Origin of the sequence: Rhodococcus sp. NPDC056506 (assembly GCF_042794945.1) — a bacterium.
GTDB lineage: Bacteria > Actinomycetota > Actinomycetes > Mycobacteriales > Mycobacteriaceae > Rhodococcus_F.
On the sequence record NZ_JBHTSW010000011.1, the window covers coordinates 19,790 to 35,326 of the forward strand.

Genomic DNA, 15,537 nt, shown 5'->3' on the forward strand with positions numbered 1-15,537 from the left:
GGATCGATCAGGTGTGCTCCGGGGCACTGTGTCCGCCGAGGGAGGCGCCGATCACTAGACGGCGGCACCCTCGAACTGGGCGTTGTAGAGACGGAAGTACGCGCCCGCTGCTGCGATGAGTTCGTCGTGTGTGCCCTGCTCGACGATCTTGCCCGCCTCCATCACGACGATCAGATCGGCGTTGCGGATGGTGGACAGTCGGTGCGCGATGATGAAGCTGGTACGCCCGACGCGCAATGCGGACATTGCTTGCTGCACAAGTTGTTCCGTACGTGTGTCGACCGAGCTGGTCGCCTCGTCGAGGATCAGCAGCGACGGCTCCGACAGGAAGGCTCGGGCAATCGTGATGAGCTGCTTCTCGCCGGAACTGATGTTCGACGCTTCCTCGTCCAGCACGGTGTCGTACCCGTCCGGGAGCGTGTGGATGAAGCGGTCGACGAAGGCAGCACGTGCAGCTTCGTGGATCTCGTATTCGCTGGCGTCGAGTCGGCCGTACGCGATGTTGTCGCGGATCGTGCCGCCGAAGAGCCACGTGTCCTGCAGAACCATGCCGACGTGCTTGCGCAGGTCTGCGCGACGCATGTGCGAGATGTCGACGTCGTCGAGAGTGATTCGGCCCGAGTCGACTTCGTAGAAGCGCATGAGCAGATTGACCAGGGTGGTCTTGCCGGCGCCGGTAGGTCCGACGATGGCGACCATCTGCCCTGGCCGAGCCGTCAGGTACACGTTCTCGATCAGCGGCTTGTCCGGCTCGTAACGGAACGAGACGTTCTCGAACTCGATGTGACCGACGTTGCGATGGCGTCCGGCAGGCTCGGGGAGTAGCGGCACGTCGATGTCGGGTGACTGCTCGGGCTCGTCGAGCAGTTCGAAGACCCGCTCGGCCGAGGCTGCTCCGGACTGCAGACTCGTCGACATGGACGCGATCTGCGTGAGCGGCTGACTGAACTGACGTGAGTAGACGATGAACGCCTGAACGTCGCCGAGCGACATGTTGCCGCTGGCGACCTTGAGCGCGCCGACCACCGCGAGCAGCACGTAGGTGATGTTTCCGACGAAGTTCATGACCGGCATGATCAGGCTGGAGAGGAACTGTGCGCCGAACGACGCGTCGAGCAGTTTCTTGTTCTGCTCGGCGAATTCACGCTCGGCTTCGGCCTGGTGTCCGTACACGCGAACCAGATCGCGACCGCTGTAGTTCTCCTCGATCTGTGCGTTGATCTTGCCCGTCTCGGTCCACTGAGCCTTGTACAAGACCTGTGCGCGCTTGGCGACCCTGGCGACGAGCAGTACCGATATCGGCACGGCGATCAGCGCGATCAGGGCGAGCATCGGAGAAATGACGAACATCATCGTCAGGACACCGAGGACGGTGAGCACCGACGTCAGGAGCGAGGTCAACGTCGACGACAATGTCGACGAGATGTTGTCGATGTCATTGGTGACGCGGCTGAGGATCTCGCCGCGGGGCGTCTTGTCGAAGTACGGGAGGGGGAGACGGTGAAGCTTCGCCTCGACCGAGGCGCGCAGGTTGTAGATGGTCTTCTGGACGATGATGTTGAGGAGGAATGCTTCCAACCAGGCCAGTAGCGACGAGAGCAAATACACGCCGATCGCGAGCATGACGACGTTGCCGATGGCGTCGAAGTTAAGACCTACACCGGGAACGACGTCGGTCGAGTTGGCGACGAGGTCGGCGAACGTCGAATTTCCCGATGCCCGGATCGCCTCTGCTGCCTGATCGCGGGTCAGTCCGGCGGGCAGGCTCTTGCCGATGAACCCGGCGAAGATGAGGTCCGTAGCGTGACCGAGGATCTTCGGCACTGCGACGGAAAGTGCGATGCTGGCGATCGTCGCAACGACGACACAGAAGACCGCAAACTTGTGCGGCTGCAGAAGTGAGAGAAGCCGCTTCATCGTCGCCTTGAAGTGGCGTGGCTTGGTGTCCGTCGCGGTCAGCGCGGGCTTCGGCTCTTTGTCGGGATTCTCAGGGTTGCTCGACTTCGCCTCGCCGTCTGTGGATTCCGGTTCGCTCGGGATCTTGGCGAACACCACCGTCGGCGCATCGTCGAAGTACTGGCTGTTGGGACTACCCCATGTCGGGTCCTGCGGGCTGGTCATGCGCTCATCTCCGCGGGAATCTGGGAAGCCACGATCTCCTGGTACGTCGGACAGTTGGCCAAGAGGAACTGATGGTCGCCGAGCCCGACCGGGGCGCCGTCCTCTAGAACCATGATCTGGTCGGCATCGATGATGGACGCGACGCGTTGCGCGACGATGATGACCGTCGAATGAGTCGACACCGTGCGAAGTTCGCGCCGGACTGCAGCGTCGGTGTGCATGTCGAGTGCGGAGAACGAATCGTCGAACACGAAGATCCGGGGTCTGCGGACCACAGCTCTGGCGATGGCGAGACGTTGGCGTTGTCCGCCCGAGAGATTGCCGCCGCCCTGGGCGATCGGAGACTCGAGGCCGTCGGAAAGTTCCCGGACGAAGTCGTCCGCTTGGGCTATGGCGAGGGCTGCCCAGATGTCTTCGTCGGTGGCGGTCGGGTTTCCGTAACGGATATTGCTCGCGATCGTGCCGGCGAACAGGTAGGCCTTCTGCGGCACGTATCCGAAGTTTGCGAAGAGTTCGTCCTGGTCCCAGCCGCGGACGTCCAAGCCGTCGACCAGGACAGCGCCGGCCGTGACGTCGAAGAGCCGGGGGATGAGTGAGACAAGGGTCGATTTGCCACTGCCGGTACTGCCCACGATCGCGGTGACCGTGCCTGGCATGCATCGCATCGAAACATTCGACAGGACCGGCGTTTCTGCTCCCGGATACGTGAATCCGGCTCCACCGAACTCGACAACACCATAGGGACTGGTGGGGCGCAGAGGCTGGGCGGGCGCAGGCACGGTCGGCTCGGTGTCGAGCACCTCCGTGATGCGGTCGGCGCACACGGCCGCGCGCGGAATCACGACGGCCAACATGGTTGCCATGATCACGGACATCAGGATCTGCATGACGTAGGCGAGGAAGGCGCTGATCTGCCCGATCTGCATGTCTCCGGTGTCGACCAGGTGCGCGCCGAACCACAGCACCGCGACGCTCGACAGGTTAGCGATCAACATGACGGTGGGCAGCAGAACCGCCTGGTATCGACCGATGAGGAGCGAGGTGTCGGTCAGTTCTTTGTTGGCTTTGTCGAAGCGGATCGTCTCGTCAGGTTCGCGTACGAAAGCGCGAATGACACGCATACCGGTGAGCTGTTCACGCAGTGATCGATTGATGTTGTCGATCCGCGTCTGCATCGTCCGGAAGTGCGGGATCAGCTTGGCGACCACGACCGAGACGGTGATGCCGAGCAGTGGGACCGAAATCGTCAGGAGCCAGGACATCTGCAGGTTCTCGCGCAGCGCCATGATGATGCCGCCGATACACATCAGTGGGGCACTGACGAGCATCGACGACGTCAGCATGACCAGGGCCTGGATCTGCAGGACGTCGTTGGTGTTTCGTGTGATCAGCGTCGGCGCACCGAAGCTGTTGAATTCGCGATCCGAGAAACTGCCGACGGCCTTGTAGAAGGCGCCTCGAACGTCGTGGCCGAAGCCCATCGACGATTTTGCGGCCAGATAGGTCGACGCGACCGACGCGATGATCGACGCAAGCGAGACCAGAAGCATGATCCCGCCGGTGGACATGATGAATCCGGTATCGCCGCGGGCGACGCCGTCGTCGATGATCCGCGCGTTGAGCGTGGGGAGGACCAACGACGCGATGGCCCCGAAGAGTTGAAGTGCGAGGACTCCGGCAAGCAACCAGCGGTACGGCGGTAGGTACGCCTTGAGGAGTTTTGCTAACACGACGGTTCCCGGTGAGTTGCGTGGGTTGCCGCTCGTTCGCGATTGATCACACGCACACGGTATGACAGATCGCGGTCGAGGTCGGCACCGACTCTGACGATTGCATCCTTTTGTCCTAATTGACTGTGATGTCGAACACACTTGAGTTCGAGATTGGATTCAGGTCACATCGCCTGAACTGCGGATTTACATACTGGCCCAATGTGTCACGTTCTTGTTTGAACAGAAACAAACTGGACGTACGTATTTAGCTTCGCTAAAAAGGGGCGGAGCGAACAAAATGTGCGCCGCGTCATAGATATTCATGCAAGGAGTCACACATGGGATCCCTCGGAAACCTTCTCAAGGCCAACGGCATGGGCTGGGGCCTTCTCCAGCTTCTTCCCCTGGTCAACATGCTCAAGACCATCCAGGGTCTGGATTCGGCCAGTTCGAACTCCTGACGTTCGACTATCTGACGTTCGAACACCGGCATCTTCGAAACAAGCACAGGAGTAATCGCATGACCTCGATCCAGAATCTCGACGCCTTCCTCAAAAGCGTCCTCGCGTTCGTGACCAAGCTCAATGCGGGATCGGCAGATTCCTCAGGCTCGGCCGGTTCTGCCGCCGAGTAGTTCTCGGTCCCCAACCCCTTTCAACTGCATCCCGAGAAAAGGAGACCCGACATGGGTTCACTCGAAGACTTCAGCGGCGTCGTCAAGACGTTCATTCCGGTACTCAAGGACCTGTTCACGGCTCTCGGTGGTGGCTCACTCACCCCCGGGACCGGATCGGCAGCTGACAAGTAAGTCCCGTTTGTCCGAAAGTGTGGCTCGTAGTTGTCTGCGGGCCACACTTTTTCCGTAAGTAATGTGAGCTAGATCACATTTCGAATCGATCTGATTTGCTGATTTGCCTGCTGAACTGCACTTATATCGAAAGGTGTTACGGAGAGTTTACGAGAGTAGCTATCGGATAGCTAGACAAGCGCGAGTAGGCCGTCTATAAATGCACACAGCGCCAAGGTAGTGCGCTACATCACAGCTCGGGATGTTGTTCGGGGGCGGTTCCGCTTTCCGTGCGGCAGGAGTTCCCGAATCATTCCGGTCACCGCCTGCGGCCGGTCTGGCGCTGGAACATCACACCACCTCACATACAGGAGAAACTCCTATGTTCGGATCACTCAGCACCCTCGGACCCCTGCTCACCGCGCTCGGAGCTTTCCTCAAGTCCGTTCCCACCGAATCGCTGTCCGGCGAGGGCAAGGGCTCGGGCTCGTCCACCGGTTCGCTTTCGGGTCTCTCCAGCGGATCCGCCGAATAGTCGTCCCTTTCCGGCAGGTCCAATCGGCTCTGCACTCCGGATTGCATTGCAGGTGCCCTCTGTCCACTCTCGTGGTCGGAGGGCACCCGTATTTGCGGTGGCTTTCGTAGTTGGTGTTTCGGCGATTGAACGAAGGCCAGCGGGTGAGGGCACCTGCGTACGATGGTTCGACGACATACAGACATACCGTCGACGGCATGCAAACGTGTCGCGACGTCCAGTGCTCCTGTCTTTCGAGGTAGCCGACCGCGAGGTGACGCATGGCAAGGAAAAGTCGCTTTCTGCGCCTGCTCCTCGTGCTGGCCGTCGTGCTTGTGGCTTCGTTGATCGGCATCCTCACACGCCCACCGGGTTTGCTCGCGACGTTCTGGTGCGCGAACGCCATTCTGCTGGGGATGATGGTCAGGTGGCCGGTTTTGATCGAGTGGCCGACGTGGATCGCCGCGGCAGTCGGATACGTCTGCGCTGACCTGGTAACCGGCAACTCCCTGTCGCTCGCACTGCAGTTGAACGGGGCGAATCTTGCCGGAGTCACGGTCGGAGTCCTTGTTCTGCATTACCTGAAACGCACTCCGTTCCGCTTGGTCGATTCGCAGTCGCTGGTGTGGATGGTTTTCGTCTCGTTCGCGGCGGCGACTACAACCGCAGCCACAGCGGGCGCCTTGGGCCAAGTGCTGGGTGGGCAGTCGTTCACCTACACCTTTGTGCACTGGGGCAGTACGGAGGTGATGGCGTACCTGCTCGTTCTTCCACTCATCCTCACTTTCACGATCCCCGCGAGCCTTGCCGAGTTCCGCCGCACACTGACTGTCGAAACCGTGGCCACGATGAGCGTTCCCCTGCTGGCCACCGCTGCCTGCGTGCCGATCGCACTCAACATCGAAGGACCGATCGCGCTGGTCCTGCCTATCCCAGCTCTACTTTGGTGCGCGACCCGTATCTCGGTTCCGAGCACGGCGTTCGTTTCCGTGGTCTGGTCGGTGTGGTCGCTGATGATGGCGGGTAGCGGTCGACTCGACATCGGCGACCAAGCCACCTCGAGCTGGAACGAGGACGTCATCACGTCCATTGCGGTCACCTTGATCGCGTTGGGGCCGATCGCGGTGGCCTGCGCGACCGAGGAACGTCGTGCTGCCGAGCGCGAACTATTTCTCGCGGTCGAATTCGACCATTTGACCGGGGTGCTCTCGCGGGGTGCCTTTCTCGGACATGCGGAATCGGAACTTGCCGATGCGGCCCGCACACAGTCTCCGGTCGGCCTGCTGATGCTTGACCTGGACCACTTCAAGAGCATCAACGACACTCACGGACATATGACCGGTGACAGCGTTCTCGCGAACTTCGCCGAACGGGCCGCTGCCCGATTGTCCGACGGAGATCTGATCGGAAGGCTCGGCGGCGAGGAGTTCGCCATTCTGCTTCCGAACTGCAGCTTCACGCGAGCAGTCGAAGTCGCCGAGGCCGTCCGCGGCGCGCAAGTCGAGTACTCGGCCGAATCAGACGTGACGAGCACCGTCAGTGTCGGAGTCGCGTGGGTCGATCATGCGACGCCGACGTTGACCACCCTCATGAGCGTCGCGGACGAGGCTCTGTACGACGCCAAGCGTGGCGGGCGCAACCTCGTGAAAGTGCGCCAGGTCGGCAACGACGCGTTGCCGCAACAGAATTCCGAGCCGGACACGGTCACCCGCACCTATCGCAAACCTGCCGTACCACGAACGATCAGGCAAGGTTTTCACCGCGAAGGTGTGGTGGACGGCCGATAACTGCGCTGACCTGCATCGGGATTGGCATATAGTCGCACCCATGCAGCTTGATTCGACGCCTTCGCACCTGCCGACACTTCCACTCCGATTCGGGACTCCACTGACCGAGAACTCCATCCGCGTGATGATGTTGGGATCAGGCGAGTTGGGCAAGGAAGTTGTCATCGCGTTGCAGCGTCTGGGCGTCGAAGTGATTGCGGTGGATCGGTATCCCGACGCCCCTGGGCACCAGGTGGCTCATCGCGCGCATACCGTCGACATGACCGATCCGGAAGCGCTGCTTGCCGTCATCGAGTTGGAAAAGCCTCACTTCGTCGTTCCCGAGATCGAGGCCATCGCGACGGATGCGCTTGCACTTGTCGAACAGCGTGGAGGCGCAGTGGTCATTCCCACTGCGAGGGCCACTCAGCTCACGATGAATCGTGAGGGGATTCGCCGGCTCGCAGCCGAGGAGCTGGGCCTGCCCACTTCGCCGTACGCTTTCGCGGACTCGCTTGCCGAAGTACAGGCAGCGACAGACCGAATCGGTTTCCCGTGCGTCGTCAAGCCCGTCATGTCCTCGTCAGGGAAGGGGCAGTCGACTGTTCGATCCGCCGAAGATCTCGGCGCGGCCTGGGATTACGCGATGGCCGGAGGCCGTGTTAATCACGGCCGGGTGATCGTCGAAGGTTTTGTCGATTTCGATTACGAGATAACCCAATTGACGGTTCGTGCCGTCGGCGACAGCGGTGAGGTCGAGACGTCGTTCTGCGAGCCTATCGGGCACCTGCAGGAGGCCGGCGACTACATCGAATCGTGGCAGCCGCAGCAGATGTCCGCGGTTGCCCTCACCTCGGCCCGAGACGTCGCCGAGAAGGTGACCACAGCGTTGGGCGGGCGAGGTATCTTCGGCGTCGAACTTTTCGTGAAGGGCGACGACGTCTTCTTCTCCGAAGTGAGCCCACGGCCGCATGACACCGGATTGGTGACTCTGCGTACGCAGCGACTTTCCGAGTTCGAACTGCACGCCCGCGCGATCCTGGGCCTGCCGGTCGACACGACACTCACGGCTCCGGGAGCGTCGGCGGTGATCTACGGCGGTGTGGAGGCAAAGGGGATCGGATTCGACGGTGTCGCAGAGGCTCTCGCGGTTCCCGAGACGGACCTGCGGCTCTTCGGCAAGCCGGAGAGCTTTACGCGTCGTCGCATGGGTGTTGCGGTGTCGACGGCCGCTGATGTCCCGACCGCACGCGCCCGTGCCCGCGAAGCCGCGTCGAAAGTGCGTCCCGTCGGATGAGTCCAGTGGCCGAGGTCCTCGTCGGGCTGGTCATCCTGGTCGGCCTGATCGGAGTCGTCGTTCCGATCCTCCCGGGGACACTCCTCGTTTTCGGCGCAATTCTGGTGTGGGCGATCATGACCGGTGGCGCGACGGCGTGGACGGTGTTCGCATTGGCCACGCTGGCGCTGGTGGTCACCGGGATCGTGAAGTACACGTGGCCCGGCAAGCGGATGAAGTCCGGGGGAGTGCCCAACCTGTCGGTGGTGGTCGGCGGCGTCGTCGGCATCATCGGGTTCTTCGTGATCCCGGTGGTGGGGTTGTTCCTCGGATTCATCGTCGGAACGTATTTCGCGGAACTAGCGCGGCTGCGCCGCTACGACATCGCTTGGTCGTCGACGCTTCACGCGGTGAAGGCAGTCGGATTGTCCATGCTGGTGGAACTGTTCGGAGCACTGATCGCCGCGGGGCTGTGGCTGGGCGCCGTCGCGTTCACCTGACCGCAGCGGTACCAGGAGCGGGCGTTGTCGCACATGACCGCGGACAGGTCGTCGCCGACAGCGTCGGCGATCACGTCCAGGTCATGAACCTCGAACGCTCGACGTGCCCGTGTGCCGGGTAGGTCGGTGCCGAACATCAGCGCAGCGGGGTTGACCGCGTGGATCTGGCGCAGCACGTCGCTGACGTCCGAGATAGTGGTGCGGCCGAACCCGGTGGCTTTGACGCGTACGCCTCGGTCGACGAGGTTGAGGAGATACGGTAGTCCCCGGGTGGACATTCCCAAGTGGTCGATGCTCACCGCGGGCAATTTGGCGAAAACAGGTTCCAACGACAGCAACAGTGTGGCATCGACGTAGAACTCGGCGTGCCAGCCGACCAGATCGAATGCGCGGTTGGCAAGATCGGCGAGCAGACGCAGGTCGGTGGCGCCGCGGCGCAGGTTGAACCGGACGGCGCGCACCCCCAGTGCGTCCAGGGCGACGATGTCTTCGTCCGTCGCATCGAGTGGTAAAGCAGTGACGCCCACCCAGCCTTCGCCCAGTTCGGACAGTGCGGCCTTCAGGTATTCCTGGTCATTACCCTGGTACGACGCCGTCACGACAGCCCCGCCGTCCACACTCAGACCCTTCAGAGAGGCAACTCGTGCCCGGTAATCGGCCACGGTGAAGGGCTCAGGCAGGTACCCGTGATTCTCGACCAGCGGGAAGCGCGGGTCGATGATATGCACATGGGCGTCAAACACGGAGTCTATTTTGCCCTGTTGTCTTGGGTCCCTGCACACACCACCGGCCCGATGTGACCTGGGTCGCGTCGGGCCGGTGGATGGCTTGTGTTCAGTTACTTCTGTGCACTCAGTTGGTGCGGTCGGGCTCGGAAGCCTTCAGCATGTCGTGACGCTCGACGACCTTGATGCGCTCACGGCCCTCGGGCTCACCCAGGCTGCGCTCATGGGCGTCGAGGCGGTACCAGCCCTGCCACGTCGTGTACGGCACCTGCTTGCCTTCGAGGAACTCGATGACTGCGTTCTCGTCGGGGTTCGCGGCGCCGGCGAAGTTGACGGAATCCTCGAGGAGGTTCGCGACGGTTTCGTTGGCGTCACCCTTGGTGTGGCCGATGAGGCCGACGGGGCCGCGCTTGATCCAGCCGGTGACGTACGTGGCCGGCATGAACCGGGCGGCGCCTTCGGCGTTGTCGTCGGCGACGACGCGGCCGGCGTCGTTGGGAACGGTGCCTGCCTGATCGTCGAACGGCAACTGTGTGACGTTCTGTGAGAGGTAACCGACGGCGCGGTACACGGCCTGGACGTCCCAGTCCTTGTACGTGCCGGTGCCCTTGACGTTGCCGGTGCCGTCGAGCTGGGTGCGCTCGGTGCGCAGGCCTACGACCTTGCCGTCTTCGCCGAGGATCTCGGTCGGAGATTCGAAGAAGTGCAGGAACAGCTTGTGGGGGCGGGCTCCGACGTCGCGAATTGCCCAGTCCTGCAGGGTGTTCGCAACCATGTCGACCTGCTTGGAGTTGCGGCGAGCCTGCTCGGAACCCTCGTCGTAGTCGATGTCCTCGGGGTCGACGATGACCTCGATGGTCGGCGAGTGGTCGAGTTCGCGCAGTTCGAGAGGAGTGAACTTGGCCTGGGCCGGGCCGCGGCGTCCGAAGACGTGAACCTCGACGGCCTTGTTGTTCTTGAGGCCCTCGTAGACGTTCGCGGGGATCTCAGTGGGCAGCAGTTCGTCGCCGGTCTTGGCGAGGACGCGGGCGATGTCGAGTGCAACGTTGCCGACGCCGAGGACGGCGACCTTCTCGGCTTCGAGCGGCCACGTACGCGGTACGTCGGGGTGGCCGTCGTACCAGGAGACGAAGTCGGCCGCGCCGTAGCTGCCGTCGAGTTCGATACCCGGGATGCCGAGTGCGCGGTCGGCGTTGGCGCCGGTGGAGAAGATGACTGCGTCGTAGAACGACTGCAGGTCGTCGAGGGTGATGTCGGTGCCGTAGTCGATGTTGCCGAGCAGGCGTACCTGAGGCTTGTCGAGCACCTTGTGCAGGGCGGTGATGATGCCCTTGATGCGCGGATGATCGGGCGCAACGCCGTAACGAATCAGGCCGAAGGGCGCGGGCATGCGCTCGAAGAGGTCGATGCTGACGCCGCGGCCGGAGACTGCGGTGTCGGATTTCATGAGGGCGTCGGCGGCGTAGATGCCGGCGGGGCCGGCGCCGACGATCGCGACCCGGAGTGGGCGGTTGGAGTCAGTCATCGTGAGGACAGCTACCTTCTTCGAAGTTCGGACAACATATCGACAAGTATCCAATTTAGCCGAACCTAAGCACAGTGCCTCGGTTGCGGCCGAACGGATCCACACTCTCACTCGATCGGTTGTGGGTAAACCTATTCTTTCTTCCCATTCTCCCGTTGTCTCGGGTATTCGGGGTAGGGGCCTGATCCTTGGCGGGCCACAATTCCAAGTTGTGGGGGAGTATTGGCACTATGAGTGACGAGCTTCGCGAATCCGACAACATCGATGGCAAGAAGGCGTCTGCGGGGCCATTTCTCTTGGCTGTCGCCATCGTCGCCTTGATTCTGGGTGGCATCTTTGTCGCGTCGTGGATTTCGCCGGCGGAGGAGAACGTCACCGAGTCCGACCGTGTCAGCCGTTCCGTCACCGACTACGTCGATGCCGAGAACCGAGATGATGCGGAAACGATCAAGACCCTGACCTGCGCGAGCTTCAATTCGAGCACTGGTCCGCTGGCCGGCGTGGACGGGACCGTCGAACTCAAAGGTGTGGACAAGGTCGAGGTCAACGGCGATCGCGGCAGGGCCGACGTGACAATCACCGGTGGCGGAGCGGGCGATCGAGTCTCGACTTGGGCACTGACCCGTGACGGCAACCGCTGGGTCGTCTGTAACTGACGGCCCACTCAGGCGCTCACGGCAGTCTTGTGAAAACATGGACTACGTGAGTTACGCAGGCGATCTGACGCCGGAGCAAGCCTGGGAGCTGCTCCGCGAAAACCCCGACGCCGTGCTGGTCGACGTGCGGACCGATGCGGAGTGGAAGTACGTCGGTGTCCCCGATGTTTCCTCCCTCGGCAAGCAGGCCGCACTGATCGAATGGGTGAGCCACCCGACCGGCGCGCGCAATGACAACTTCGTCGACCAGTTGAAGGAAGCCGGCATCACCGCCGATTCCTCCGGGTCGGAGCGTCCGGTGATCTTCCTGTGTCGATCCGGACAGCGTTCCATCGGTGCGGCGGAAGCTGCGACTGCGGCGGGCATCGGCCCGTCGTTCAACGTGCTCGACGGGTTCGAAGGCGCATTGGGTGCCGACGGACATCGCGGACTTGTAGGTTGGCGGGCCATCGGTCTGCCGTGGAGGCAGCAGTGAGCGGAATTCCCCAGGGTGGCGCATTTCAACGAGCGCTGCCGGACGACGTCGGTCTCGGCACTCTCGGTGTTCGCGGCGGACTGATGCGTACCGGGTTCGAGGAGACGTCCGAAGCGCTGTTCCTCAACTCCGGATTCGTTTACGAGAGTGCAGAAGCCGCCGAACAAGCCTTCACCGGCGAGGTGGATCACTTTGTCTACTCCCGCTACGGCAACCCGACGGTCAAGATGTTCGAAGAACGTCTGCGTCTGATCGAAGGCGCGGAAGCCTGCTTTGCGACGGCCAGCGGAATGTCGGCCGTCTTCACGGCGTTGGGTGCGCTGTTGGGCAACGGCGACCGACTGGTTGCCGCGCGCAGCCTTTTCGGATCCTGCTTCGTGGTGTGCAACGAGATCCTCCCGCGCTGGGGCGTCGAGGTCGTTTTTGTCGACGGCGAGGACAACGCGCAGTGGGAAGAGGCGCTGTCCGTGCCCACCACGGCGGTGTTCTTCGAGACGCCGTCCAACCCGATGCAGTCCCTCGTCGACGTTCGGCGGGTGTCGGAGCTTGCTCATGCAGCCGGGGCAAAGGTAGTGCTGGACAACGTCTTCGCCACACCGCTGCTGCAGCGTAGCCTCGATTTGGGCGCCGACGTCGTTGTGTACTCCGGTACCAAGCACATCGACGGTCAGGGCCGCGTGCTCGGCGGCGCGATCCTCGGAACCGAGGAGTACATCAGCGGTCCCGTTCGAGAACTGATGCGGCACACCGGACCTGCGCTCAGCCCGTTCAACGCCTGGACGCTACTCAAGGGTCTCGAGACGATGCCGGTCCGCATTCGGCACTCCGTGGCTTCGGCCCTCGAGATCGCAGAATTCCTCGAAGGGCACTCCGGCGTCAAGTGGGTCAAGTACCCGTACCTGACTTCGCACCCACAGCACGAGCTCGCGAAGTCTCAAATGAGCGGCGGTGGAACCGTTGTCACGTTCGAGCTCAACGCCCCCGACTGTGAGGGCAAGAAGCGGGCATTCGAGGTTCTCAACGGCCTGCGCGTCATCGACATCTCCAACAACCTCGGTGACTCCAAGTCCTTGATCACCCATCCAGCCACGACGACGCACCGGGCCATGGGGCCGGAAGGCCGCGCAGCAGTGGGTATTACGGATGGCGTCGTGCGCTTGTCCGTGGGGCTCGAGGACACTGCCGATCTGTTGGCTGATCTGAAGCGGGCCCTCGGCTGAAGCCGTAGAACGCAACCCGTGGAACGCCTTCCTCGATCTTAGTTGGCGAGGCGTTCTACGGCGCGGGCGTGAGTCCCAATTGTTTGACGTCGATTGTCAACGCTGTCGTATTCAGTGTGAGTCCTGAGCTCGTGGTATCGCTCGGGTAGATCGTGAACAGCACCTGCGCCGTCAGGTTGGTGTTGTTCAATGCCGACGTGACTGGGATGAGGTTCGGCGTCGGCGCTGTGCTGTCGTACAGCAGATTGTTGCTCTGATCGGTGACGTAGGTGCGGAGATCGACACTGGCGGTCGCGAGCCCGCCACTCAACTTGGTCTTGTCGACCGTCACATTGGCTCTCAACCGGGGACCGGTGGCCAAGACCTTCGAATCGCAGAAATACGTGTAGTTGAATCCGGGTTTGAGCCGGTAGGTAGTGATGTTCGGGATAGGCACGAGTGGATTCGGGTTAGTGGGCGCGTTGACGTAGATCTGTGAATACCAGCCACCGCCGCTCGTGGTCACGCATGCACCTAGATCGAGAGTCCCGGACTGCACAGCGGCGCTGGTCAGCGTTGCACTGTCCGTCCATTTCGCCAATGTCCCCGAACCACCGAGCAGTACAGCACCGGCCGCGGCGACTGCCATGGCAGCTTTCGTCGTCTTTTTCATCAGGGCACCAGCGCCTTGATCTCGTCCGGAAGTTCGCTCGGGGCAGGAGATTCGGCCCAGACTCCCGTTGAACTGTCGATGACGGAGACTCCGGACGTGGTGATCACGTACAACTGATCGGTACCGGTGAGCCAATGCAGGACAGCGTCGCTGTCGACGGTACCTCGATAGACTTCAGTGCCTGATGAATTCGACACGGACACAACGGTTCCACTGGTAGTCGAGAGCTTCTGTGCACTGAGACCGGGAGTAGTCACCGGGGCGCCGACGGGGACCTCGCTCGGAGTGGTCGTGATTGGTGGCACGGTCGTCGTTGTCGTTGTCGTTGTCGTTGTCGACGGAGTAGTTATGGGCGGTGACGAGGTGATTGTCGAGGGCGCAGTCGAGCCGGTAGGTGTTGCAGTTCGTGAGGTTGGCGATGCGCTCGGCTCAGTCGTGACGGTTGGAGCCGGTGAGGTTACGGATGTTGTAGCCGTGCCAGACGGCGTTGTGGTTTCTGGCGCCGGGGGCGATGCGGCGATGCGGGCTGCAGCGGCACCCGCTGTGTACGGGATCGCTTGGTTGCACGAATAGAGCAATGTCAAAAGAATGCCGAACTGGAATCCTGCGTAGTCGGTGGTGACGTTGCTTCCGCTCAAGCCGTGGACTTCGACATTGTACAGGCCGGCGATGAGATTGAAAGGAACCGTCATACCATTGGGTGAGCCGTACCGCACTGTGCCCACTGTCGATGATGCCGTGTAGTCGTTCGATCCGAGAATCGCATTGGTAGTGGGATTTCGCACGATCAGCCGATACGAATTCCCGCTGACGGCAGGCCAGGAGATATCGACTCCCGTGGCAACCAGAAATCCTACGGTCGCGCACGACACCGATGCGGGAGCGACCGCTGGCGCGGGGAACGTTGCCGCGGTTTGGAATTGAGCCGCACCTGCAGTCGCCATGCCGGTGAATGCGGCTTGCGTACCGCCGACGTTGGTCGCGCCAGCTACGCTGAGCCCGACTGTCGCCAACACGACTATCGACTTGAGAGCATGAGAGTCGCCCCGCGCATTCCTCGGGTGTTTCGCCAAGGTCCCCTCAGTTGCAGTGTCCGGGGCATCGTCGCCGGATCGTGGGCCCGTTCTCTGGGGACGAAAGGCAACATAGACAAGACCGCATATTGCGATCGTGCCCAGAACAAAGCCGCTGGGACCTGACAACCACACGGCGACGTAGCCGAGTCGGTTCACGCTGAAGAGGACTCGATCGGCCTCAGTGATCACATAGGGGTCCGGATCCGAGACAGAATTCGCGTCACCGCGCAGTTCTGCGATTGCAAGGTTGTTGCCTTGCTGATCGATCGTTTCGACGCGATGGGTGATGCGCGTGCCTTGACTGTCGTACACGCTGACGATGTCACCGACCTGAACTTCGGACGCGGGCACGGTACGCGCGAATGCCAATGCACCGGTATCGATCGTGGGAGACATCGATCCGCTCTTGAAGATCAAAGGAGTGATACCAAAAGCCAGACCGGCGACGAAGAAGACTATCGATACCAGTCCGGCGAGGGCACCGAGCGTAAGCAAGACCTCCTGAACGCGGCGGGGCTTTGAAGTGTTCGAG

General features: G+C 61.9%; 15 protein-coding genes. 9 read left to right on the forward strand and 6 right to left on the reverse strand.

All coding sequences use genetic code 11. The features are described 5' to 3' along the window. Window positions 1-54: 54 nt before the first annotated feature. Together ACFQ6H_RS12195 and ACFQ6H_RS12200 are read right to left on the reverse strand one after the other, a co-directional pair. On the reverse strand, window positions 55-2,121 hold the full coding sequence (locus ACFQ6H_RS12195; protein ID WP_378637752.1) for an ABC transporter ATP-binding protein: 2,067 nt from the start codon (window positions 2,119-2,121) through the stop codon (window positions 55-57). Beyond that, window positions 2,118-3,851 (reverse strand): ABC transporter ATP-binding protein, encoded by a 1,734-nt coding sequence (locus tag ACFQ6H_RS12200; RefSeq protein WP_378548893.1) that lies wholly within the window; start codon window positions 3,849-3,851, stop codon window positions 2,118-2,120. The genes ACFQ6H_RS12195 and ACFQ6H_RS12200 overlap by 4 nt, the downstream gene beginning before the upstream one ends. 320 nt (window positions 3,852-4,171) lie before the next feature. On the opposite strand from ACFQ6H_RS12200, the gene ACFQ6H_RS12205 reads away from it, so the two are divergent. The 6 genes from ACFQ6H_RS12205 (at window position 4,172) to ACFQ6H_RS12230 (ending at window position 8,676) form a co-directional block, all read left to right on the forward strand. Next, on the forward strand, window positions 4,172-4,294 hold the full coding sequence (locus ACFQ6H_RS12205) for a hypothetical protein (protein ID WP_378537223.1): 123 nt from the start codon (window positions 4,172-4,174) through the stop codon (window positions 4,292-4,294). Between the two features lie 224 nt (window positions 4,295-4,518). Then, complete coding sequence (locus ACFQ6H_RS12210) at window positions 4,519-4,641, forward strand: hypothetical protein (RefSeq protein ID WP_378537226.1); 123 nt, start codon at window positions 4,519-4,521, stop codon at window positions 4,639-4,641. 361 nt (window positions 4,642-5,002) lie between these two features. After that, complete coding sequence (locus tag ACFQ6H_RS12215; RefSeq protein WP_378537228.1) at window positions 5,003-5,155, forward strand: hypothetical protein; 153 nt, start codon at window positions 5,003-5,005, stop codon at window positions 5,153-5,155. A 260-nt stretch (window positions 5,156-5,415) separates the two neighbouring features. Then, window positions 5,416-6,921, forward strand: a complete 1,506-nt coding sequence (locus ACFQ6H_RS12220) for a diguanylate cyclase (protein WP_378646293.1) — start codon at window positions 5,416-5,418, stop codon at window positions 6,919-6,921. 40 nt (window positions 6,922-6,961) lie between these two features. After that, a complete protein-coding gene (gene purT / locus ACFQ6H_RS12225; RefSeq protein WP_378646295.1) occupies window positions 6,962-8,197 on the forward strand; it encodes a formate-dependent phosphoribosylglycinamide formyltransferase in 1,236 nt (411 codons plus the stop codon). Then, complete coding sequence (locus tag ACFQ6H_RS12230) at window positions 8,194-8,676, forward strand: DUF456 domain-containing protein (protein WP_378537237.1); 483 nt, start codon at window positions 8,194-8,196, stop codon at window positions 8,674-8,676. The genes purT and ACFQ6H_RS12230 overlap by 4 nt, the downstream gene beginning before the upstream one ends. On the opposite strand, the gene ACFQ6H_RS12235 is transcribed toward ACFQ6H_RS12230, so the two are convergent. Both ACFQ6H_RS12235 and ACFQ6H_RS12240 read right to left on the reverse strand, forming a co-directional pair. Then, window positions 8,580-9,419, reverse strand: coding sequence for an amidohydrolase family protein (locus ACFQ6H_RS12235; RefSeq protein WP_378548906.1), 840 nt, complete (start codon window positions 9,417-9,419; stop codon window positions 8,580-8,582). The genes ACFQ6H_RS12230 and ACFQ6H_RS12235 overlap by 97 nt on opposite strands. 109 nt (window positions 9,420-9,528) lie before the next feature. After that, window positions 9,529-10,926, reverse strand: a complete 1,398-nt coding sequence (locus ACFQ6H_RS12240) for an FAD-dependent oxidoreductase (RefSeq protein WP_230816290.1) — start codon at window positions 10,924-10,926, stop codon at window positions 9,529-9,531. Window positions 10,927-11,156: 230 nt separating this feature from the next. Between ACFQ6H_RS12240 and ACFQ6H_RS12245 the strand changes: the two genes are divergently transcribed. From ACFQ6H_RS12245 to ACFQ6H_RS12255, 3 genes are read left to right on the forward strand one after another with little or no spacing between them, the layout of a single operon-like run. Then, the gene (locus ACFQ6H_RS12245; protein WP_378537244.1) at window positions 11,157-11,582 is read left to right on the forward strand and encodes a hypothetical protein; all 426 of its coding nucleotides are present in this window, start codon (window positions 11,157-11,159) and stop codon (window positions 11,580-11,582) included. Window positions 11,583-11,628: 46 nt separating this feature from the next. Then, complete coding sequence (locus tag ACFQ6H_RS12250) at window positions 11,629-12,057, forward strand: rhodanese-like domain-containing protein (protein ID WP_230816478.1); 429 nt, start codon at window positions 11,629-11,631, stop codon at window positions 12,055-12,057. Continuing rightward, complete coding sequence (locus tag ACFQ6H_RS12255; protein ID WP_378637768.1) at window positions 12,054-13,277, forward strand: O-succinylhomoserine sulfhydrylase; 1,224 nt, start codon at window positions 12,054-12,056, stop codon at window positions 13,275-13,277. Before ACFQ6H_RS12250 ends, ACFQ6H_RS12255 begins: the two co-directional genes overlap by 4 nt. Window positions 13,278-13,332: 55 nt before the next feature. Here ACFQ6H_RS12255 and ACFQ6H_RS12260 read toward each other — a convergent pair whose 3' ends face one another. Both ACFQ6H_RS12260 and ACFQ6H_RS12265 read right to left on the reverse strand, forming a co-directional pair. Next, complete coding sequence (locus ACFQ6H_RS12260; protein WP_378537248.1) at window positions 13,333-13,929, reverse strand: alternate-type signal peptide domain-containing protein; 597 nt, start codon at window positions 13,927-13,929, stop codon at window positions 13,333-13,335. Beyond that, window positions 13,929-15,500 carry a signal peptidase I gene (locus tag ACFQ6H_RS12265; RefSeq protein WP_378646297.1) on the reverse strand — a complete coding sequence of 524 codons (1,572 nt, stop codon included), beginning with the start codon at window positions 15,498-15,500 and terminating at the stop codon, window positions 13,929-13,931. The genes ACFQ6H_RS12260 and ACFQ6H_RS12265 overlap by 1 nt, the downstream gene beginning before the upstream one ends. Between the last annotated feature and the right edge of the window lie 37 nt (window positions 15,501-15,537).

Excerpts from the sequence above, each read along its gene's own strand:
- ACFQ6H_RS12215 (WP_378537228.1), top strand. The coding sequence starts at position 5,003 with ATGTTCGGATCACTCAGCACCCTCGGACCCCTGCTCACCGCGCTCGGA.
- ACFQ6H_RS12195 (WP_378637752.1), bottom strand. The coding sequence starts at position 2,121 with ATGACCAGCCCGCAGGACCCGACATGGGGTAGTCCCAACAGCCAGTAC.
- ACFQ6H_RS12210 (WP_378537226.1), top strand. The coding sequence starts at position 4,519 with ATGGGTTCACTCGAAGACTTCAGCGGCGTCGTCAAGACGTTCATTCCG.
- ACFQ6H_RS12220 (WP_378646293.1), top strand. The coding sequence starts at position 5,416 with ATGGCAAGGAAAAGTCGCTTTCTGCGCCTGCTCCTCGTGCTGGCCGTC.
- ACFQ6H_RS12205 (WP_378537223.1), top strand. The coding sequence starts at position 4,172 with ATGGGATCCCTCGGAAACCTTCTCAAGGCCAACGGCATGGGCTGGGGC.
- ACFQ6H_RS12240 (WP_230816290.1), bottom strand. The coding sequence starts at position 10,926 with ATGACTGACTCCAACCGCCCACTCCGGGTCGCGATCGTCGGCGCCGGC.
- ACFQ6H_RS12260 (WP_378537248.1), bottom strand. The coding sequence starts at position 13,929 with ATGAAAAAGACGACGAAAGCTGCCATGGCAGTCGCCGCGGCCGGTGCT.
- ACFQ6H_RS12245 (WP_378537244.1), top strand. The coding sequence starts at position 11,157 with ATGAGTGACGAGCTTCGCGAATCCGACAACATCGATGGCAAGAAGGCG.
- ACFQ6H_RS12230 (WP_378537237.1), top strand. The coding sequence starts at position 8,194 with ATGAGTCCAGTGGCCGAGGTCCTCGTCGGGCTGGTCATCCTGGTCGGC.
- purT (WP_378646295.1), top strand. The coding sequence starts at position 6,962 with ATGCAGCTTGATTCGACGCCTTCGCACCTGCCGACACTTCCACTCCGA.